Genomic DNA, 20,764 nt, shown 5'->3' with positions numbered 1-20,764 from the left:
CTGACAACTGAGTCTCTACCTCACGGACAATAAGTCTGTGCCTTGACTCTAAAAAAATAGATTTGGCAAATCCCCGAACGGTACCATCTGCTACGATCTGGAATGAGGGCACAAGACTCTACCTCCAGCCTGCGTCTACATAACTACTTATTACCCCACAGGGGATCGTCGCCGAACTGCTGACGCAGGCGCTCTTCCGGCTGCTGTTCGTAAAATTCCTCTTCGGCAAAGGAAAACCGGTAATCCTTCAAATAGGCAAGCAACAACGCATAGGCGGCGTTGATCTCCTGCATCCTCGCGCTTTGCTCCCCACCGGCATCGGGGTGATGCCGTCGGGCCAGCTCCCGGTAACGCTCCTTGATCTCCTTGAGGCTCGCCCGGTCACCAAGCTCCAGCAGTTGCTGGGCCTCATGCAGTTCGCTAAAGTCCATAGTCAGGCCCTTTCGCTGGATGAGACGACACGATTGTTGACGATAAGCAGCTGATTGGCGTTCAGCGTCCACGCCGACGCAGGAAAGAAAGCCTGCCATATCAACAGCAATCCGGTTCCCGAAATAACGACAGCCATCCTTCCCCAATCTACAGCACGACAGATGCGAACAATACCCGGCAGCATCAGAACGCAGTCCGGTCGAGGGTGACGAATTCATCCAACAAACCGCTGTTGGCCGGATCGCCATCCCACAGGTTCATGATCCGCGAAAGGGATAGCAACGCCAGGGAGTTGCGAAATCGCCCCTCGGCCACCTCGCGACGCATCTCGTCCGTGGTCAACACCGACACGTCTATATCTTCACCTTCATCCAGCTGGCGAGGCTCGGTCAGCCGTGCGTCGCGGGCCAGCCACTGGTGCAGACGGTTGTTCTGATAGGCGGGGTTGGGCTGCACCCAGCCTAGATAGACCCAGTCGTCACTGGTGTAGCCGGTCTCCTCGCGCAACTCCCGCATGGCCGCCTCACAATGAGGCTCGCCGGGGTTGACCAGCCCGGCGGGCAATTCGGTAGTGAACTCGGCGGCGCCAAAGCGGTACTGGCGGACCACCACGATCCTCTTATCGGGTGTCACGGCAGAAATGGTTACCCAGTCGGGCACATCGAGCACCACCGCCTTGAGCGTGGTCCCGTTGCGAGGGTTCTCCATCCAGTCGTAGCGTACCTTGAAAATTGGCAGATCCTCGCCCTCTTCCGAGCGCAACAGTTTCCACGGCCTCTGCCCATTGTTCCTGTCCTCTTCAGTCACTCATTTCTCCTTATCCAGCTTGGCGGCGCAGGTATTCGCTCACCGGTAGATCCTCGATATAGAGTTCTTCCAATACCCCATTGCCCTTACGCACCCGGACCGTGATGTAAGCCTCCTGCTTGTCCCGCCGGCTGTGAGAACGGTAGGCCCGCTCGATCTCGGGGGCCATATCCTCTTCGGCGTAATAGCGGTCGAATGGCAACTTCAAATCCACGTGTTTCTTGTTCCACCAGCTGACGCGTGCTGCCAGATAATCTCCTGTCGTCGGCGGGTCGACAGCAAGGTCACGGCAATAGGCAAAGCCTTCCTCATCGACCGCTAGCAGAGCATAGACCCTCTGGCGTCTCGCCAATTCCATGCCTTCCGGATGGGCAACACGGCTCGCCACCAGATTGAGAGACACATACCGGCCGCGAAAGGGATCGTAGGGATCAACCGGTGCGGTACGAAAACGGTATTGTTTCCCGTGGCGCAGGGTCATTTCCCGGCCGGCGATCATGCTTGCCGGCACCGCCAGTTGCAGCAGAAAAAGTATCGCCAGGGCTAAACCGAGCAGGCGGCTCATACGCTCACCTCCCTTCGTTTTACCAGCAGATTGACACCCAAAAAAGCCAGACCGATCAGGATGAACAATACCCCGCGCACGGTGAAGGGCAGCTGACTGTCGAAGAACCGTACCGCGATCAGGGCGCTGAGGATGCCGAGGCCGGCGTTGATGCGCGGAAGTCCGCCACTCTGCAATCCATCCCGCAACACCAAGCCGCCAAGAAACAGCAGGTAGAGGTTGGCGAGGATCAGACTGATGCCGGTCGCCAGCCGCTGCGGCCCGGCCAGCAGTTGCAAAATAACCAGCGGCGGCGCCAGGCCGAACAGGGTGTCCATCCACTGCCGAGAAGCCAGGGCGCGGGTCAACAGGCCGATGGCCGCCAGCAACAGCACGGCCAGCAGTAGGTATTGGGGCCAGGCTTCCCGGCCGGGGCCAAGCAGGGGGTTAAAAGCAAAACTCCGCCAGACGTCCTTAAGGGTCAACAGCAGCAACAGAGCGACCGTCCCCCAACTGCCAAGCAGACGAAAAGGACGGCCTACTGCCGAAGGGACCGACAGTTGCCCGAACAGCAGGAAGTAAACGGCAAACAGGCTCAGGTAGAGGGGGGCCCAGAAGTCTTCAAAGAAGCTGTAACAGCTGAAACCGAGCCCCACGGCCAGGCACAGGCTCAACATCCAGGCCATCCAGGCTGCCACCAACCGGCGCTGACCGCTGCGTACCAGCTGCCACCAGAAAGGCAGCGGCAGGGCAGCCAACAGCCAGAAAAACATCACCGGCAATCTGTCGAAGGCTCCCAAAACACACCACCAGGTCACCCCGGGCCAGTAGAGCAACGCCGGCAGGGCAGCCCGCAGCAGGTAGACGAGGGGCACCCCGAGCAGCATCCACACCAGCACAAAACGCGGCAGGTCGCCTGAGATGTGATAGGTCTGACCGACCAGGGCGATGGAGGCGCCGACGGCCAGCAATAGAAAGGTCGCCGCCCCTTCGCACCAGGCGATTGACGAGCGGCGCTTGAGCCAGCTCCAACCGGCAACCGCCTGACCGAGGAGCAGCGGTGCAAAAGACAACAAGGTACGCTGCGGCCTGGACAGCTCGGTCCAGTTATGGGCCAGCAGCAGAATGATACCTAAGCCGACCAGCAAAGCGCCGAGAGCGGCGCAAATCACCACGCCCAACGACTTGCGGCGCTGCCGTGGTGCCGGGCCGTAGTGTTCGCGCAGTCGCTCGGCGGTCGTTTCGTCCAGTACCCGGCTGCGTACCAGTTCCGGCAGTTCGCGGTAGAGCCAGGTAATCCCGTCCCTTTTGCTCATGGTCTCGGTTCCCTCCCAGGAATATGTCGCTAAAGACCTCCAGGTCAATTCGGGTTGTCGGCCAGGGCGTTTTCCTTGACTTGTCGCGCCAGCTCTTCGCCACGTTGCCGAAGCATTTGCAAATCGTCCGCAACCGGAGCTCCGCGGAATTCCACCGGCTCCAGGAAACACCAATTCATCTTATGCCGGACGATGATCTCGTCCAGCTCTTTCTGCGCACCGCCTGACCAGCCGTAGCTTCCGGTCCGCAACGTCAGTTTGTTCTTGATCCCTTTGCGTCCCAATTCATCCAAAACTTCGGCCATGGGCGGAAACATCATGTACTCGTAGGTCGGCATGGCCAGGGCAACACCGGTCGACTCCCAGACCGAGGCAAGAATGTCGCTGATATGACTCTGCGGCACCTGGTGCACCACCGTCTCGACTCCCCCGGCGGCGATGCCTTCCAGCAACGGAGCCAGAGCCTGCTCGGTGTTGCCGTACATACTGCCCCACAGGAGCGTCACCTTTGGCTTAGCCGGCCCCTTGGCGAAGGCGGCGAACCGCTCATAGAGGCGAATAATGCGCTGCGGGTCCTTGCGCCACACCGGCCCGTGCCCCGGCGCAACGATGCGCACATCGAGCCCCTGAAGCTTTTCCAGGGCCTTGCACACGGGAATGGAAAATTTCGCAACAATATTCGCGTAATAGCGCAGCCCTTCCCTTTCGTAGAACTGCAGCTGCGCCTCGTCGAGCTGATCATCGTAGGGTGCGTCGTCCATGGCACCGAAGGTTCCGAAGGCATCGCAAGCGAACAGGGTGCCGGTAGACGGCTCATAGGTCACCATGGTGTCGGGCCAGTGAACATTGGGGATCTCCTCGAAGACCAACTTCTTTCCGTTACCCAGGTCGACGCTGTCACCAGACTTGACCACCCGCAGCGGCACATCCAGGTCATAAAAGGCTTTAGCCAGTTCCGCCCCCTTGGCGGTTATCAACACTTCGAAATTGCCGGCTATATTGGCGAAGGATTTGAGCCAACCGGTATGATCCGGTTCGGTATGGTTGATCACCACGTAACGCACATCCTCGATGCGCATGCCAAGCTGTTCGAACTGGGCATAGAGGGTCTCCGGAACGCCGTCCCAGTCGCAGACACCGTCGATGATAGCCACCTGCTCTCCCTTGACCAGGAAGGAGTTCATCGACGCCCCGTGGGGCAGCGGCCAGATACCCTCAAACAGGATCTCCGGACCGATGTTGGCGGAAAGACGGTAAATACCGTCGGTCACTTCGCTGGCTTGCATAATCCTCTCCTTATCATTTTCGCCTATTCGGCACGGCAACCTGGCCATGCCGGCATTGGGATACGAGCAACAATATGAGCCGTTGCCAATTATCAAGCAAAACGGGACATGTTTCAATGCCCTTGATCAATAAGGAGCAGGATCAGCCTATCAACTCCACAACATAAAGCACCAGCACACCAACTGCAGAACCTGCCAGGACAGTGAAGGTCATGAGCATGCCATACACCCGATAGCGGTAATCCTCCTTTTCCCGGCTGACGCCGTGTGCATGAGCGAGCCGCCCCAGCAGCAGGCAGGCACCGAAAAGATGGATGAGAAGAAAATGCGCTCCCTGCAGTTCGAACAAAAAGATCAATAACAGAGAAAGGGGCACGTATTCGGCGAAATTTCCGTGAACCCGCATGGCCCGGTGCATCGTCGGATTGCCGCCGGCGCCGATGGCGATTTTCAGCTGGCGGCGCAGTTTGATGGTGCGCATGCTGAGTCGCAAAAATACCAGGACCAAAAGGGCAGCGTAAAAAGGCGTCACATGCATAATTTCGATCTCCTCTGGTTTATGCAGCCGAGCGAGTAATCACTTTCCAGGTTTTATATCGTCTATTTCATGCTATCTATGAAAGACATGGAACGCAATGCAGAGGAAAACATACTTCAGCGTATCGAATTACACTGGACCGACATCACCAGCCTGGAAGTCGACGCCATCGTCAACGCCGCCAATGCCTCCCTGTCCGGCGGTGCCGGGGTCGACGGGGCTATACACTGGGCGGCCGGTTCCGGACTGGCGGAGGAATGCCGACACCTGGGCGGCTGCCCTACCGGCGAAGCCCGCCTCACCAGGGGCTATCGGCTACCCGCCCGCTACGTCATTCACACCGTCGGCCCGGTCTACGGCCTCGATCTCAAACCGGAAGAGTTGCTCGCCTCCTGCTACCGCCGCAGCCTGCAGCTGGCAGCAGAGCACAACATCCGCAGCATCGCCTTTCCGGCCATCAGCTGCGGGGTCTACCGCTTCCCGGTGAAGAAGGCCTGCGCCATCGCCCTGCGCACTATTCACGACTTTCTGCAGCAATGCGACGTCATTGAAAAAGTCATTCTGGCGGTCTACTCAGCGGCCCATTATGAAGTGTACAAGGAACAGCTTGATCGGCTGCGCCAGGGGACCCTGTAATCCCCGCAGTCTACCATCACCAGTTACCTTTCCCACCCTCTGCAGAGACCGGCCTGACTCTCCCCTCCGACGCGCATCAAGAACCTTGCCGCCAGCCCCTGGCCTGTGGTACCAATGCGCATCATTTTATCAGAGAGGCGCCATGATTCACCTGACCAATATTTCCAAACAGTACGGTTCGCAGATCCTTTTTCTGGGGGCCAGTTTTCAGATTCCCGCCGGCACCCGCACCGGGTTGGTCGGCCCCAACGGAGCCGGAAAGACCTCGGTATTTCGTTTAATTACCGGCGAGGAATCCATCGACAGCGGCGAGATCACTTGTGCAAAGAAGACCGTTATCGGCTATTTTTCCCAGGATGTGGGCGAGATGGCCGGCCGTTCAGCCCTTGCGGAAGTAATGGCCGCCTCGGCCCGCACCATGGAGTTAGGCCGGCAGATCAGTGAGATGGAAGCGGCCATGTGCGAACCGATGGCCGATGACGCCCTGGCAACGCTGCTGGAACGCTACGGCGAGGCTCAGGAGGAATTTGAGCACCGCGGCGGTTACGATCTGGAGAGCCGAGCCCAGACGGTGCTCACCGGTCTTGGCATCGGCCCGGAGGCCTACGACCGGCCGGCGGAATCTTTCAGCGGCGGGTGGAAGATGCGCATCGCCTTGGCCCGCATCCTGACCCTCAATCCTGACGTGTTGCTCCTCGATGAACCGACCAACCATCTTGATGTCGAGTCGATCATCTGGCTGGAAAACTGGCTGTCCGAAGATTACAAGGGCGCGGTACTGATGACCAGTCACGACCGTGACTTCATGAACCGGCTGGTGTCGCGGATCATCGAGGTCGGAAATCAAACCGTCACCACCTACGGCGGTAATTACGACTTTTATCTGCGGGAACGGGAGATCCGCCGTGAGCAGCTTATCGCCAGTCACCGCCGACAGCAGGAGATGCTGGCCAAGGAAGAGGAATTCATCGCCCGCTTCGCCGCCCGCGCCTCCCATGCCGCCCAGGTCCAGTCACGGGTCAAGAAGCTGGAGAAGATCGAGCGCATCCAGCTGCCGCCGGAGCAGAAAACCATCCGCTTCGAATTCGCCGAACCTCCCCGCAGCGGCGACGATGTGGTCGCCATGAGAGATCTGGCCAAGGCCTGGCCAACCCCCGAGGGCGGAGAGCACCCGGTATTCAGCGGTATTTCAGGACTCATTCGACGGGGCGAAAAGATTGCGATTACCGGTGTCAACGGCGCCGGAAAGTCGACCTTTCTCAAGGTATTGTCCGGCCAGACCGAGCCCACTTCCGGCACCGCAACCATCGGCGCTAACGTTCAGCTGGGCTACTTCAGCCAGCATTCCATGGATATCCTCGATCCCGCCAAGACTGTCTTCGAAACGGTCAGCGAGGCCCTTCCCATGGCCACCGTCGGCGTGGTGCGCAACCTATGCGCCGCCTTCCTGTTTCAAGGCGACGATGTGGAGAAACGCATTTCCATCCTCTCCGGCGGCGAAAAGAGCCGGGTGGTTCTGGCCACCCTGCTGGCCCGGCCGATCAACTTTCTGGTCCTCGACGAACCGACCAACCATCTGGATATCGTTTCCCGGGAGATTCTGCTTGAAGCCCTGCAAGGCTTTGCCGGTACCGTGGTACTGGTCAGCCATGACCGCCATTTCCTTCGTTGCCTGGTGAACAGGGTATTCGAGGTTGATCACGGCCAGATGCTGAGCTATGAGGGGGATTACGACTACTACCTGCATAAATCGGGTCGGGAAGCATTATCGGAACCACTCCCTGCAGGCCAATAAGCCATAATAAACTCAGACAAGGACTTCCCTGAAATGCCTGGAACTGAAAAAAAAATGACCCTGCAAATTCTGACCGATGAAACCGGGCTTCAACAGGGGCAGGTTGAGCAGACAGTAGCCCTGCTGCAAGAAGGGGCCACAGTGCCCTTTATCGCCCGCTACCGCAAAGAAGCCACCGGAGAGCTGGACGAGGTGCAGATTCGTCTGCTACAGGAGCGTCTCGAATACCACACCGAGCTGAACAAGCGCCGGGAGACGATCCTCAAGTCGATCGACGAGCAGGGCAAGCTGACCACCGAATTACGCGGTAAGATCGAGACCACCCGCCAGAAGACCGAACTGGAAGACCTCTACTTGCCCTACAAGCCCAAACGTCGGACCAAAGCGTCTATCGCCCGGGATCGGGAGTTGGAGCCGCTAGCCGAGCAACTGTTGGCGGCAAGTGGAAGCGGCCAGACGGCCGAGGAACTGGCCAATGCCTTTGTCAACCCGGAACTGGAAGTAACAACGGCTGAGGATGCCCTCACCGGAGCCGGCCATATCCTCGCCGAAAGATTTGCTGATGAGGCCGCGGCCCGCGCTCTGGTCCGCGAGCTGACCTGGCAGCAGGGGCTGTTCTGTTCCCAGGTAGCCCGGGGCAAGGAAGGCACCGTCAGCAAGTTTGAGATGTATTACGATTTCAGCGAGCCACTGCGGCAGATCCCCTCCCACCGTATGCTGGCCATGCGCCGGGGCGAAAAGGAAGACATCCTGCGCCTGAGCATCGAAGCCCCGGAGGAAGATATTCTCGGCCGTCTGTCGGCCCTGTTCGTGCCGGGAGAAAACCGTTTCGCCAACCTGTTGCGGGAGGTGGTAACCGATGCCTACCATCGCCTGCTGGCCCCGTCCATCGAGGTGGAATTGCGCCTGCAGGCGAAAACCGCCGCCGATGACGAAGCCATACGGGTCTTCGCCGAAAATCTGCGCAACCTTCTCCTTGCCCCTCCAGCCGGCAGCCATCGGGTGCTGGGCGTCGACCCCGGCCTGCGCACCGGCTCCAAGCTGGCCGCCGTCGATGCCACCGGCCAATTTATCGAGCATGTCAACATCTATCCCCATGCCGGAGGTGGCGCCAAGGTTGAGAGCGCCCGCCACGAACTGCTGCGCCTGGTTAAATCCCACGATATCGAAATGGTGGCTATCGGCAACGGTACCGCCGGTCGCGAGATGGAGCAGTTCGTCCGCCACTCCCTTAAAGAGGACGGCCTCAAGCTGCCGGTAGTCATGATCAGCGAGGCTGGTGCCAGTGTCTATTCGGCGTCGGATATCGCTCGCGAGGAGTTCCCCGATCTCGACTTGACCGTGCGCGGCGCCATCTCCATCGCCCGGCGCCTGCAGGATCCCCTGGCCGAGCTGGTCAAGGTCGATCCCAAGAGCATCGGCGTCGGCCAGTATCAGCACGATGTCAGCCAGGCGGCCTTGAAAAAGGCCCTCGACGAGGTGGTGGAATCCTGTGTCAACTACGTCGGGGTCGACCTGAATACCGCCAGCTGGGCCCTGCTCAGCTTCGTCTCGGGGATCGGCGAATCGTTGGCCAAAGCCATCGTCCGCCATCGCGACAGCGAGGGAGCCTTTGCCCAGCGCAAGCAACTGCTCAAGGTAGCCCGCTTCGGCAAGAAGGCCTACGAGCAAGCCGGAGGATTCTTGCGGATCAGAAATGCCGAGCAGCCCCTCGACAATACCGCCGTCCATCCGGAGCGTTACACGCTGGTTGAACAGATGGCGGCGGACCTTGGCGTTTCCCTGCAGGAACTGATCGCCAAACCGGCGCTGCTCGACAAAATCCAACTGGAGCAGTATGTCGGGGAGGATATCGGTCTGCCGACCCTACGGGATATTCTGGCGGAATTAAAGAAGCCGGGCCGTGACCCCCGCGAAAGCTTTGTCACCGCCAGCTTCCGCGAAGACGTGCAGGATATCAAAGATCTGCAGGAAGGGATGACCCTCAACGGCATCGTCACCAACGTCGCCGCTTTCGGCGCCTTCGTCGATATCGGCGTACATCAGGACGGTTTGGTGCATATCAGCCAGCTCGCCGACCGCTTCGTCAAAGACCCCAACCAGGTGGTCAAGGTCGGTCAGCAGGTTCAAGTGCGGGTGATGTCCGTCGATCTGCAACGCAAGCGGATCGGCTTGACTATGCGCAGCGGTAAGTTGGAGAAGCAGCCGGAAACGAAGGAACGGAGCAGAAAAACGCGACCCGAGGAAAAGGCCGCCAAACCGGTGACCGACCTGGCGGCGGCACTTGAGAAGTCCGGGTTTCGGGTTAAGAAGAGGCAGAAACACTGAGTGCAGGCTCCTCAATACCGCATGAGACAATAAAGAAGGGGGCGTGCCGTATGGCCGCCCCCTCTTTTTATCTTTGTTAAAACAGAAACCCGTAATTTTGCCTTTGCTCGCCACGATTGCAGTTCATAAAAATCCATCCCCGGAAAAAGGAAAGATTCAAGAACATCACAACTTCCCTCTGAGGTAGGGAACGATTAACCGAGACCGGCGCCCACTCGGTAGAGGCGATAAGTTTCCTGCATGGCCTTCTGGAATGGAAAGTAGCTATAATTCAACAACTGTTTGCTGCGTTGGCCGGAATAGAGCAAATCCTCGTCTAAGGGGAACGGTAGAGGAATTCTCTGCGCCTCTATCTCAGAAATGGGCAACACTTTGACAGTAAAATTGACACCAGTAACCTGTTTGAAGCATTCGACCAGCGACGAGTAGGACAACACTTCATCGCCGGAAGCATTGAAAATCTCTCCGTAAGCCGTCGGGTTGTCAATGCAGGCGGCAGTGATAAACGCCACATCCCATACCGAGACAAAACTAAACCGCGCCGGGGGTTCGTGATCGGGAATCACCACCACATTGTGCTTCAGAATCTCTTCGAAGAAATAGCTCTCGCGCGGTGCATAGTTGTATTTACCGAAGATGAAGGTGGGGCGCACGATGGTATAGGCGATATTTCGCATGCCACACTGCTCGATCACCGCCAACTCAGCCAACCGCTTGTGAAAACCGTAGTCGGCGGCCGAGCCCAGTTGCGGTTGGCTGGCGATGAGGGTTGCGCCCAATTCGTCAATGGGCTGCTGAGAAGAAGGTGCGTAAACCGAAGCGGTACTGATATAGATGTATTGGGTCAGCGTGTGACTGGAAAGTGCCTTAAAGGTTTTTTCTATGTCTTTCGGCGTGTAGGCGCAAAAATCAATCACCGCCTGCCAGGGCACATCGGGAACCACCTTGCGAAGCAGGTCTTCATCGTTACGATCGCAGCACAGGTGGGTGACGCCTTCCAGCCGCATAGGGAGGGTCCCGCGGTTAAGTGCATAGATATTATATTTGTTCAGTGCCAGAAGTTTTTCAATAAAAACACGACCCACAAAATAGCTGCCACCGATAACAAGAATATTCGGTCGAAGAGGCATGGCGTTCTCCTTAAGCAGGGTCTGAAGGATTGAGCGTTACATCATACTCAACAGCAGGGACTGGGATCGGCTTTGTCTTTGCTGCTCGAGCACTCACCAATCAGACCTGGCTTAATCGACTTGGTCCTCAATGGTGCATAACCCCATCAAGCGCAACGCCAGGGCATTTTCTACGGTAGTGGAATAACGCCAGGAGTAGAGCTTCACGCTCAACTTTCCTGTATCCAGATATGTGCATTTTTTCCAGAGATCAGGGTGGTTGGCCCTGACAGTGTCTCGCTGGAGGAAAGTAAGGGATATGATCTTCTTCATCTTTGTTCTCCACGGCCTGATTGGGTGTCGGATGTTGCCGCTTGATGGTTATTCCAGTGTGGCTATGTTACCAAATTTCGGCCGATAGCTCTCGGCCAGATCCCGGTCCTTGGTGGTACTGATCCACAGCGTAGGAATCCCGGGGTCGATTTCCGGGCTGTTGCCCTTAAGGTCGGTCAGGTAGATCAGACATCCGGCATTGGGAACGTTTTTTATCGCCCATTCGAAAGGCGGACACAAATCGGTACCGCCAAAGCCCGTGGTTTTAAGCTGCACGGGATACTCGTCCGGGGTAATGGTCTGAGTATCAGATATCTCGCTGTCGCAGTATACCACGTTGACCGTTGCGGGATAGCTGAGCAGGATATCATTCAACTCGGCCTGAAACTGATTGAGCTCTTTTTGCATGATCGAGCCGGAAGTGTCTATGGCCAGCACCAAGGGCTTGAGGCCATCGGAGCGAAAACTGGGTAGATAGAGACCGTCGGCGATATGACGCCGGTTGGGCTGTCTCCAGGAATAATCGGTACGCGCCGAGTGATCGATGAAAGACCGCAGCATTTCCCGCCAGTCGAGTATCGGATGGACCAACTCGTCAACCAGGCGCGCCAAGGATCCGGGCAACTTGCCCTGAGCTTTAGCGGCCTGGGCGGCCTGTTGGATGGCCACGGTGATTTCTGCTTCTGCGCGGTCCCGTTCCGCCTTGGTCAAGGGATTGCCGTATTCGTCCCGGGCATCTTCGAAACTGCCGCAGCCTCCGGGATCCCCTTCCTCCAGATCGTCGTTGCGTTCGACTTCGCCGTCTTCATCGCTCGGCGAACCGGGCAAGCGATCGTAGATCTGTTCCGCAGCCAGGTTGTGAAAGTCCTTATGGTACAGAGCCTTGGGCAGCATGCTGAGGCCGGCATCCTTAAGGATGCCGTTAATAGCATAATCGCCGGCCTTGTTGAAACGACCCTTATTGCGGGCACTGCGCCGTAAGGGGTGAAAGTGAGCGACGTGCATCACCAGGTGGGCGAGGACGAACACGATCTGATCGACCTGCAGCGAGTTAATGAAGTTGGGGTTATAGCGGATCTGTCGACCGTCGGTGCAGGCAGTTTTGATCTCTTCATCCTCATGCAATTTCATGCGCAGCAGCAAAGTAGCGAAAAACGGGTGATCAAGTACCGTCCTTGCAATCGCTTTTGCCAGCTTTGGGGATTTTTTCATCGCTTTGCCTTCCCAAGTGGGCTAGTTCAAGAATGCCGATAGTCTTGCGGCAGAAACAGTTGAATTAAAAAGACCTACTGGGCGATCACAGCAGCAGATCGCCGTTTTCTTTGGCCCATTTGGTGAATTCCTTGCTGGTCGCCAGCTTGGGTTGGGCTTGCAGCGCATCGCGCAGCCAGACCACTTGAAATTCTGAGGGCAATCGCTTCATGTAGCGAAAAGCCGGCGAAGCATTTTCTTCCGTAATTTTTCGGCTCATGGCACCGCAAAGGGCGTAAAGAACCGAAGGTTCTTCGGGGACGTCCGATTTATCCGGATCGAGCATAATCGATTCGATGTCCGGCAAGTCACGATAAATATGCAGGAACGAAGTAAATTCAGCAGCGGCTCCGAAGCCCAATGCCCCAGCAAAAAAAGGCAGTTCCGCCTCTAAAGGGAGCTTGCCCATAAACTGGCCGACACTGGCCCAGACCCGTGGGCAGGGAAAGGAATTGCCCTGGGCTTTGGGATCAAAATGATGCAGCAGATCGGGCCGCAGGCGCAAGAAACCGATAATTTCCGAGGGCACGTCGTTATTCATAGCCCAGGCGCACCATTCGTCCAGGTCGGTAGCCAGTTCGAGATGAGTCGCAAAACGGGAACCGAGCGCCTTGCTGATTTTCCGACTAAAGGTACCGTCCGTCACCCGGTTGCCCGCAGCCAGAATTCTCCAGCCGTCAGGCAGGGAATATTCACCGAGTTTACGATCCAATACGAGCTGCAGCAGCGAACTCTGCACCGATTCAGGAGCCTGGGAAAGTTCATCGAGGAACAGCAATCCCTCTCCTTCGGTGGGCAGGAAGTTAGGAGGGTTCCAACGGGTCGTGCCATTTTCAACAGACGGGACGCCGCGCAGATCGACGGGGTCCAGCAGGACCGCTCGCACATCGATCAGCGGCAGATCCAGATCCGCAGCCACCTGAGCCACGATTTGGGACTTGCCGATTCCAGGGGGCCCCCAGAGGAACATGGGCACGTTCACATCAAGCCCGCTTTTGAGAATCGCTATAGCCAGCGATGGTTTAACGCTTACTGAAGTCTCCATACATGTCTCCCTTTGAGGCCGTCCCGGTGTGTAGGGTTCGTATTTTTGGCATTTGGGGTATTTTTTTGTTTTAAAGATATAAAATAACGGGTAGGAGCTGCCTTGATCAATGTCAATTTCAGGTGGGTCTGTTAAAGGATCCCTACTGACAAGTTGATGCCCCACGCAGTGGAGCCATTTTTGCCTACTTTTGTTGCTTGGACAAAAGTAGGGCGTCTGGCGGGACGCGACCCGCCGGATCTGAGGCTTTTCACGACCTGCTGGAATCTAAAACTGTAACTTCGACTTTACCGCCAAATCACCACCGCAGGCTTGCGCACAGGAACCCGTGCATATTCCATTTCCGGATGGCTGATCATCAGGCCGCCGATCATGCGATGACCGGGCGGCAGGTCGAGAGCTCGTGCAATCCCGGAGGAACTGTGCACCGCCTGATGAAGAAAACCGGTCAACAGGTTCCGAGACCGAAGGAGAGTACGGCAAGCTCCAGAGTCACCAGAAGCTCTCTGTCCCGACGTCGGAATGGTAGCACTTCAATTTTGAGGCCAGCTAGTTAAAAATACCGCAACACAGGTCCAAGTTTATCAAAAATCCGCGCTTCAAAACGAAGAACACCCTTATTTTCTAAATCAGCCGACTCAAAAGGATGACCCGGGCTGCTTGAGAAACTCGACCTCCTCCGGCGTGGACTCACGACCGAGGATCGCGTTGCGATGGGGGAACCGGCCGAACCGCTCGATGATGGCGCAGTGCCGGATGGCGAAGTTCAAGAAGCCCGCAAAGAACTGTTTCCTGCTTTCGGGAACTTCAAGAACCAATTCCTGAAAGAGATCGACGGAACGATGTTGGTGCTCAAGTACCTCGGAATGTTCCAAAGGCAGATAGAAGAACACTCTATGGATGGGTTTCAACAGACGGTCTTCCCCCGAAGCCAGCCCCTTAAGGCTCAACTCCAGAGCGATGCCATCAAAAGCGAAAGCCTGCGGTTGGCCACGATAAATGTTGCGCGGAAACTGATCGGTGAGCAGGATTAGAGCCAACCTGCCGTGAACCGTCGACTTCCAGTTCCCGAGAAAGCCCCTGCCGGCCGCAAGGACCAATGGTTTGAACCGCTCGCGGATTTCCTTATCGGTTTGGGGGGCCTTGGACCACCAGAGGGAAGCACGCTCCTTTGCTAATCCGGGGTCATCAGGGTCTCTGCCGAACCAATATCTGAGTACTGTGTGTCGATCTTCCATTGAATTCCGGGATGGGAATGATGTTGGCCCAAACAGGGGCGTGGTTTTCTTCAGGTGCTAAACAACATGTGAGCCAATCACCCGCAGCATCTCATCGTGAATCCGGCCGTTACTGGCCAGGACTTGCCCATCGCAAATGCCGCTGGGATTATCCTTGAAGTCGGTGGTCTTGCCCCCCGCTTCCTGGACAATCAGCAAGCCCGCCGCCACGTCCCAGGGTTGCAACTCATATTCCCAAAAACCGTCGAAGCGCCCCGCCGCCACGTAGCAAAGATCCAGAGCTGCTGCGCCGTCCCGGCGCACCCCGTGGCAGTTGCGGTAAAAAGTTTCGAACAGGGTCATGGAATGCTCCCAGTGTTCGCCGAACTCATAGGGAAAGCCGGTAGCTACCAGGGCTCTGGATAGTTCGCAGGTTGGGGAAACCTCGATCGGTTTTCCGTTGAGATGGGCACCGTCCCCTTTTAGGGCAGAAAAGAGTTCGTCCAGAACCGGATTCAGCACCAAGGCGGCCACCGTCTCCTGACGATATTGCACGGCGATGGAGACGCAGTAAAAGGGGTAGCCGTGGACGAAGTTGGTGGTGCCGTCGAGGGGGTCGACCACCCAGCGATAATCGCTTTGAGCCTCCTTTTCGCCCGATTCTTCGGCCAGCACCGCATGGTCGGGGTAGGCCTGACGGATACCTTCGAGAATGATTTTCTCCGCCCGCCGATCAACATCAGTGACCATGTCGGCTCGGCCTTTGTAATCCACCTGGCGCAGTTGCGATGCCGATTGGCGGATGTGTTCGCCGGCCTTCTCAGCCAAAATACTTGCCGTTTCGAGAAGTTCTTTCATCGCACCTTCCATAAACTATCAGTCGCTTGCATTTGATGCGTTGCCGCAAAAAAGGCCGCATCGAAATGCGGCCTTTTTTGTGTGTGGTGGAGGTCTCTATTTTGCCAGTTTAAGTGCTTCGACCTGCCCTTGGCGGGCATAGTCGGCGGCTTCAGCCAAAATACGGGCCGCTTCCTGTGGGGCGTGGAATCCCATGGAGTTTTCTGCGGCAATATAGTCAAGTCGCCATTGCGCCTTACGTTGGAATTCAAGCGCAGGTTTGAGCTGTTCACTGGTCGCCCCGGCGCTCTTGGCTTCCTGAACCGCATCAAGCAGCCCCATCAGTGCCGTTCCGCCACGTTGCAGCAGATCGAAGTTCTTCTGTTGGATAGAATCAACCCGGGCGAGGAGTTCCTTTTCGTTGGTATGGTGGCAGGTCTGGCAGGCCCGGTTAACATTTAACAACGGGCTGCGCACCCAGTGGTCGGAAACCTTGGATGCTCCATCGCGCTGGTACGGCATATGGCAGTCGGAGCATGAAACGCCGCTGCGAGCATGTATACCCTGACTCCACAGTTCAAATTCCGGATGCTGTGCCTTGAGGATTTCAGCACCGGATTCCTTATGTTTGTAGTCGTAGAAACGTGCCCCGCTGGTCAATTTGGTTTCGTCCCAGTCCTTTTCGAGATCTTCCATCTTCAGGCCGTTGCTCCAGGGAAAGGTGAGCGGAAAGTCGGAAGAACAGTAGTATTCCACGTGACACTGGCCACAGGCAAAGGAGCGCAATTCGTTGCGAGTAGCATCGACATTCGGGTCATAGGGCTTGGAACGCGAACCCTTTCGCCAGATATCTATAGAAGGGATGGCCGGAACCGGTGCATCGGATTCCGCAAGACGCTGCACTCCGACAATAAAGGCCGGGCGGGTTACCCGGACCTGCATCGTATCGGGGTCATGACAGTCGACACAAGAGACCGGGTGTGCATGCCCCATCTCATGGACCATTTTATTGAGTTCCTGATACGACATGGCGTGGGTTTTGTTCATACCCGCCAGAGCATCACCATCGCCGAGTTCACGGTACACGGGCATGATCGAGGCGTGGCAGTGCATGCAGGAGCCCGACTGCGGTTTGGTTTGTCGCTCGGTCTGTTCCTGGTCGGAAAGCATGAATGCGTGGCCGCGGCGGTCGCGATAATCGATGGAGAAGGCGTAGCCGAGGAACATGCGCTTAAGCCACGGATCACGCTCTATCTTTTCTTCGGGCAGCGCTTCGCTGCCGCCGTGGCCTCCGAAACGTGTGCGGGTGGCAATTGCAGTGCGTTTATAACCATCGTACTGCTTCGGCCAGTTTTTTCCCCATATTGCTGGATCGGTCGTATCCTCGTTTACTTCGACCAACCGCAAATACGGCGATCTGCCTTCGCTCTTGCGCTCGAAAACATTGGTCAGCAATGCGGTTACCGCCACAGCAGCAATTGCGACGACCACTATCAGCCCAATGAAAATTCCGAGACCGCGGCGTTTTTTGCTCAGGTCACTCATGGCCTATCCTCTCCCTTTCTTCTCCCCGATCCGCTCCGCCGATGCTTGTCGGCAATTCACCGTGACCTACTGAAGCATGGCAATGGACGCAGCTGACTGCATCGGGATTGGTTATATCCTGCCGGAACATTTCATGAACCATATCTTCATGGCACTTGACACAATTGCGCTGAAGAATTTGGCGGTTCTTTCCCTTGATCATGATGGGCTCTTGAAAATCCTGCAAAGTGAAGCCCTTTGAGTGGTGCCAGCCGTTTTCCGCCTTGGCGATGTACTTCCCAATAAAATCGTGTGGGAGATGGCAGTCGACACAAGTGGCGGCCGCATGATGGCTGGACTTCTGCCACGAATCGTATTGAGGCGTCATAATGTGGCAGTTGACACAGGCCTTGGGTTCGGCGCTGAGGTAGGAAAGGCCCTTGGCATATTTAAAGGTATAGGCTCCGGTTCCGGCAACAACGCCGATCAACACCGCGAGTACCACTGTTTTTTTGTCCAATGCCATCACTCCCCCGACTCCCGTGCAATCATCGCCTCAGTCAATACTCTACTATAAAACACCACTTTATGAAGAAGACGCAAGGTTATATGGCGCTCAGAAAGGATTTTTTCGCGGCTGATTTAAACACCGCAAACACGGCCTTAAAATCGCTTGCCCCGGACCAAGGAATACGTATTAGAGACAGACCAACAGCTCTATTTGTCAAGTCTTCTCCCACCGTTATTTGCATTTGGATTTTCGGCAGTACTTTCGTTTCCGGCCGTGCCCCTTGTCTCGCTCTTGCCGTTCAATCGTTGGGGTCAGGGGCAACCTCGGTGGGGCCTTTGATCAGTACGCCCCACGCATCGGAGCCTAAATTCGCCGCATTGGCTTCATCGGTGTCGATATGCATATCGAGGGCGTAGCTCTTTTTGACCCGCACCAGCACATCATCGTATATGATCCCGCGCTCGCCGCCCACGCGCACCATCACCATTTGCCCATCCTCAACACCTAAGCGCTTGGCGTCGGCCGGTGTCATATGGATATGTCGCGCCGCCTGAATCACGCCTTGTTCGAGCTCCACGGCACCGTGAGGGCCCTCGAGGCGGATACCAGGCGTGCCCTCGAGCTTACCCGAGGCGCGGACCGGTGCATCAACGCCGAGTTTGAACTCGTCGGTGCGGGATATTTCAAGCTGCGTCTCTTCGCGCTCGGGGCCGAGCACCCGCACGCGCTCAATACGACCTTTGGGTCCGCAGACGGAGACAGTCTCTTCACAGGCAAACTGCCCGGGCTGGCTTAACGCCTTGGCGGGGGCAAGCTGATGGCCGGCGCCGAAGAGCGCCTCGACATCTTCGCGACAGAGGTGAATATGGCGTACACTGGCGCTGATGGGAATACGAAGTTCCTCACTCATCGACAAGCCTCTCTCTTAGCGCCGCACGATACGAACGCGGCCATTGTAGTTATCGAGCACACAGGTGACAGGAATCAGAAACTTTTGAATTCTTGATACAGTATACTGAATTTCTGAAAATTAAAGAAATTCTCCCAGGAACTTCGAACTAACGTTAAGAAACAGAGGCCTGTCCTTATTTTTTCTAAGTGCTTACCTCTCGCATAAATAAGCCATACCCAATGAAGCAAAAAACATTCTCTTGCGCCACCTTCCGGTTGTCAACCTAAAAACCAACTCCGCCCCTTCCACCCTGCAACGGAAAGTTGTTATAATGACAGCAACTTTTCACCCGCCACAAATAATCCATATCGGAGCCCACCCATGAACCCTGCCGACCTGCCCGGTCCGATCCTGATCGTCGAAGACGACCGCAACACAGCGGCGTTGGTGACAACCTACCTGGAAAGAGAAGGATTCACCACTCTGAAGGTGCATGACGGTGCGCAAGCTCTGGAAACGGCACAGAAGGAAAAACCCGGCTTCGTAATCCTGGATGTAATGCTGCCGGGGATGGACGGTTGGGAGATTTGCCGGGAATTGCGCAAGGTATCAGACGTACCGATATTGATGCTGACCGCTCGTGAGGAGGAAATCGACCGGGTGCTGGGTCTATCCCTGGGGGCAGACGACTACGTAGTTAAACCTTTCAGCCCCCGGGAGCTGGTGGAGCGAGTCAAAGCCATCCTGCGTCGAATGAGGCCCGCCGCACCACCTAAAACCGATGTTCCCAATGTTCTTATACACGATGGTTTGACCCTCGACCTGGAAAAGCATCGGGTGACCGTGGATGATCAACCGGTGACCCTGACGGCCGTTGAATACAAGCTTCTCTACGCTCTGATGCGTTCGCCGGGCCGGGTATTGAGCCGGGAGGAACTGCTGAACCGACTCTATGATCACGGCGAGGCGGTGATCGACCGGGTGGTGGATGTGCACATCGGCAAGTTGCGCCAGAAGATAGCGGACGATCCCAATGCGCCCCGCTACATTCACACGGTGCGTGGTTTCGGCTACCGGTTCGCCGACGAGGAAGGGTGAGTCCATGAAAGAGCCGATCAAACAGCGCCTGCTCTGGAAACTGCTACTGGTCAATGTGGTGCCGGTGATTGCCGTAATAGTACTAACTATCTGGCTGGCCATCGACCGCCTGGCGGCGAACTATTTCATGGTACTGATGGATGACTACATGATCGAACCGGTGGAGACCCATCGCGCCTTTCTCACCGCCATCAACTACTATCTGCTCTGGGCCAGCTTGGCCGGCCTGCTGCTTGCGCTGCTGCTCAGCTATCTGCTTACTCGCCGAGTGCTGCGCCCCCTGTCGCAGATGGTGACGGCGACCCGCGAAGTGGCCGCCGGCAACTTCACCACCCGTGTCGAGGTCAAGGTTAACGATGAAGTCGGAGAGCTGGGCAGTGCCTTTAACTCCATGGCCGACAGCCTGGAACGGGTAGAAAAGCTACGCAAGACGATGGTCGCTGATGTGGCCCACGAACTGCGGACCCCTTTAACCAACCTGCGCGGCTACCTGGAAGGTCTTAGCGACGGGGTTTTGCCGCCGGAGAAGCAAACCTTCGCCATGCTGCAAGAGGAGAACCTGCGCCTGGTGCATCTGGTCGAGGATCTACAGCAGCTGGCTAAGGCCGACGCAGCCGATGCCTACCTCAACAGACAAGAGCTGGACTTGGGCGATTTGATCGCTGAAATGCTGGCCCTCTACCAGCCTAATTTCGAAGAAAAGAGCATCGTGGTTTCTCGCACCATCAAGCCACAGGCAAACCGCATCAGCGGCGACCGCGATAAGCTACTGCAAGCGGTCCGCAATCTACTTGAAAACGCCTGGAAATACACTCCCGCCGAAGGAAACCTGACAGTCGAAACCGAGGAGACCAAAGGGGGAGTCACAGTGGCTTTCACCAACAACGGCGCCCCTATCGCCGCAAAGGATCTGCCCCTGATCTTTGAGCGGTTCTACCGCACCGATGCTTCCCGCTCCCGCGAAGCCGGCGGCGCCGGCCTGGGTCTGGCCATCGTCAAACAGATTATCGAAGCCCACGGCGGCAAAGTCGGCGCAGAAAGCGATGCCGACCGGACGCGTATCTGGTTCTGGTTACCGGGCAAGGGCCGTGACGAGTAATCTGTGCTGGGTAAGAGCAGTTACGCCCTCCCCCTACCTATCGCTCCGATCTCGCCCCGGGGTAAAATAATCGGATAGCTTTACACAATCTTTACCAATCCTTGCCCGCTCCTTTACCGGCTTGCGTTAAGGTGCAAATAACCATAAATGAAAGCAAGGAGGTTTA

At 56.7% G+C, this 20,764-nt stretch carries 21 protein-coding genes; 5 read left to right on the top strand and 16 right to left on the bottom strand.

Annotated features, from left to right (window positions below):
• Window positions 1-143: 143 nt before the first annotated feature.
• From A7E78_RS13820 to A7E78_RS13790, 6 genes are all read right to left on the bottom strand, one after another.
• Window positions 144-530 carry a DnaJ domain-containing protein gene (locus tag A7E78_RS13820; protein ID WP_335743815.1) on the bottom strand — a complete coding sequence of 129 codons (387 nt, stop codon included), beginning with the start codon at window positions 528-530 and terminating at the stop codon, window positions 144-146.
• A gap of 85 nt (window positions 531-615) precedes the next feature.
• Window positions 616-1,239 carry an NUDIX hydrolase gene (locus A7E78_RS13810; protein ID WP_072284807.1) on the bottom strand — a complete coding sequence of 208 codons (624 nt, stop codon included), beginning with the start codon at window positions 1,237-1,239 and terminating at the stop codon, window positions 616-618.
• Between the two features lie 10 nt (window positions 1,240-1,249).
• Window positions 1,250-1,804 (bottom strand): GDYXXLXY domain-containing protein, encoded by a 555-nt coding sequence (locus A7E78_RS13805; RefSeq protein WP_072284806.1) that lies wholly within the window; start codon window positions 1,802-1,804, stop codon window positions 1,250-1,252.
• Window positions 1,801-3,099, bottom strand: coding sequence for a DUF2157 domain-containing protein (locus A7E78_RS13800; RefSeq protein ID WP_072284805.1), 1,299 nt, complete (start codon window positions 3,097-3,099; stop codon window positions 1,801-1,803). The genes A7E78_RS13805 and A7E78_RS13800 overlap by 4 nt, the downstream gene beginning before the upstream one ends.
• Window positions 3,100-3,143: 44 nt before the next feature.
• Complete coding sequence (locus A7E78_RS13795; protein WP_072284804.1) at window positions 3,144-4,385, bottom strand: FprA family A-type flavoprotein; 1,242 nt, start codon at window positions 4,383-4,385, stop codon at window positions 3,144-3,146.
• A gap of 142 nt (window positions 4,386-4,527) precedes the next feature.
• Window positions 4,528-4,923 carry an MAPEG family protein gene (locus tag A7E78_RS13790; protein ID WP_072284803.1) on the bottom strand — a complete coding sequence of 132 codons (396 nt, stop codon included), beginning with the start codon at window positions 4,921-4,923 and terminating at the stop codon, window positions 4,528-4,530.
• An 87-nt stretch (window positions 4,924-5,010) separates the two neighbouring features.
• Here A7E78_RS13790 and A7E78_RS13785 point away from each other — a divergent pair, with 87 nt between their 5' ends.
• From A7E78_RS13785 to A7E78_RS13775, 3 genes are all read left to right on the top strand, one after another.
• Window positions 5,011-5,559 carry an O-acetyl-ADP-ribose deacetylase gene (locus A7E78_RS13785; protein WP_072285176.1) on the top strand — a complete coding sequence of 183 codons (549 nt, stop codon included), beginning with the start codon at window positions 5,011-5,013 and terminating at the stop codon, window positions 5,557-5,559.
• Between the two features lie 142 nt (window positions 5,560-5,701).
• The gene (locus A7E78_RS13780) at window positions 5,702-7,354 is read left to right on the top strand and encodes an ABC-F family ATP-binding cassette domain-containing protein (protein WP_072284802.1); all 1,653 of its coding nucleotides are present in this window, start codon (window positions 5,702-5,704) and stop codon (window positions 7,352-7,354) included.
• A 33-nt stretch (window positions 7,355-7,387) separates the two neighbouring features.
• Window positions 7,388-9,682, top strand: a complete 2,295-nt coding sequence (locus tag A7E78_RS13775; protein ID WP_072284801.1) for a Tex family protein — start codon at window positions 7,388-7,390, stop codon at window positions 9,680-9,682.
• 194 nt (window positions 9,683-9,876) lie between these two features.
• Here the strand turns inward: A7E78_RS13775 and A7E78_RS13770 are convergent, their stop codons facing one another.
• The 10 genes from A7E78_RS13770 to pduL form a co-directional block, all read right to left on the bottom strand.
• Window positions 9,877-10,812, bottom strand: a complete 936-nt coding sequence (locus A7E78_RS13770) for an NAD-dependent epimerase/dehydratase family protein (protein ID WP_072284800.1) — start codon at window positions 10,810-10,812, stop codon at window positions 9,877-9,879.
• A 111-nt stretch (window positions 10,813-10,923) separates the two neighbouring features.
• Window positions 10,924-11,124, bottom strand: a complete 201-nt coding sequence (locus A7E78_RS13765) for a hypothetical protein (RefSeq protein WP_072284799.1) — start codon at window positions 11,122-11,124, stop codon at window positions 10,924-10,926.
• Between the two features lie 48 nt (window positions 11,125-11,172).
• The gene (locus A7E78_RS13760; protein ID WP_072284798.1) at window positions 11,173-12,336 is read right to left on the bottom strand and encodes a vWA domain-containing protein; all 1,164 of its coding nucleotides are present in this window, start codon (window positions 12,334-12,336) and stop codon (window positions 11,173-11,175) included.
• An 85-nt stretch (window positions 12,337-12,421) separates the two neighbouring features.
• Complete coding sequence (locus A7E78_RS13755) at window positions 12,422-13,420, bottom strand: AAA family ATPase (protein ID WP_072284797.1); 999 nt, start codon at window positions 13,418-13,420, stop codon at window positions 12,422-12,424.
• Between the two features lie 287 nt (window positions 13,421-13,707).
• Window positions 13,708-13,872: a nitroreductase family protein gene (locus A7E78_RS15115; protein ID WP_158516120.1), complete on the bottom strand. Its 165-nt coding sequence runs from the start codon at window positions 13,870-13,872 to the stop codon at window positions 13,708-13,710.
• A gap of 186 nt (window positions 13,873-14,058) precedes the next feature.
• Entirely contained in the window at window positions 14,059-14,658 is a 600-nt protein-coding gene (locus tag A7E78_RS13750) for a DUF924 family protein (protein WP_072284796.1), read from the bottom strand.
• Between the two features lie 57 nt (window positions 14,659-14,715).
• Entirely contained in the window at window positions 14,716-15,495 is a 780-nt protein-coding gene (locus A7E78_RS13745; RefSeq protein ID WP_072284795.1) for an inositol monophosphatase family protein, read from the bottom strand.
• Window positions 15,496-15,591: 96 nt separating this feature from the next.
• Window positions 15,592-17,019, bottom strand: coding sequence for an ammonia-forming cytochrome c nitrite reductase subunit c552 (locus tag A7E78_RS13740; RefSeq protein WP_072284794.1), 1,428 nt, complete (start codon window positions 17,017-17,019; stop codon window positions 15,592-15,594).
• A complete protein-coding gene (nrfH, locus tag A7E78_RS13735; RefSeq protein ID WP_235606757.1) occupies window positions 17,012-17,518 on the bottom strand; it encodes a cytochrome c nitrite reductase small subunit in 507 nt (168 codons plus the stop codon). The genes A7E78_RS13740 and nrfH overlap by 8 nt, the downstream gene beginning before the upstream one ends.
• A 289-nt stretch (window positions 17,519-17,807) precedes the next feature.
• The gene (gene pduL, locus A7E78_RS13730; protein ID WP_072284792.1) at window positions 17,808-18,419 is read right to left on the bottom strand and encodes a phosphate propanoyltransferase; all 612 of its coding nucleotides are present in this window, start codon (window positions 18,417-18,419) and stop codon (window positions 17,808-17,810) included.
• A gap of 363 nt (window positions 18,420-18,782) precedes the next feature.
• On the opposite strand from pduL, the gene A7E78_RS13725 reads away from it, so the two are divergent.
• Both A7E78_RS13725 and A7E78_RS13720 read left to right on the top strand, forming a co-directional pair.
• Window positions 18,783-19,499 carry a response regulator transcription factor gene (locus A7E78_RS13725; protein ID WP_072284791.1) on the top strand — a complete coding sequence of 239 codons (717 nt, stop codon included), beginning with the start codon at window positions 18,783-18,785 and terminating at the stop codon, window positions 19,497-19,499.
• A gap of 4 nt (window positions 19,500-19,503) precedes the next feature.
• Entirely contained in the window at window positions 19,504-20,598 is a 1,095-nt protein-coding gene (locus tag A7E78_RS13720; protein WP_072284790.1) for a sensor histidine kinase, read from the top strand.
• Window positions 20,599-20,764 lie beyond the last annotated feature (166 nt).

This window comes from Syntrophotalea acetylenivorans (assembly GCF_001887775.1).
GTDB classification, from domain to species: Bacteria; Desulfobacterota; Desulfuromonadia; order Desulfuromonadales; family Syntrophotaleaceae; genus Syntrophotalea_A; species Syntrophotalea_A acetylenivorans.
This window is presented reverse-complemented; position numbering and strand designations above follow the sequence as displayed.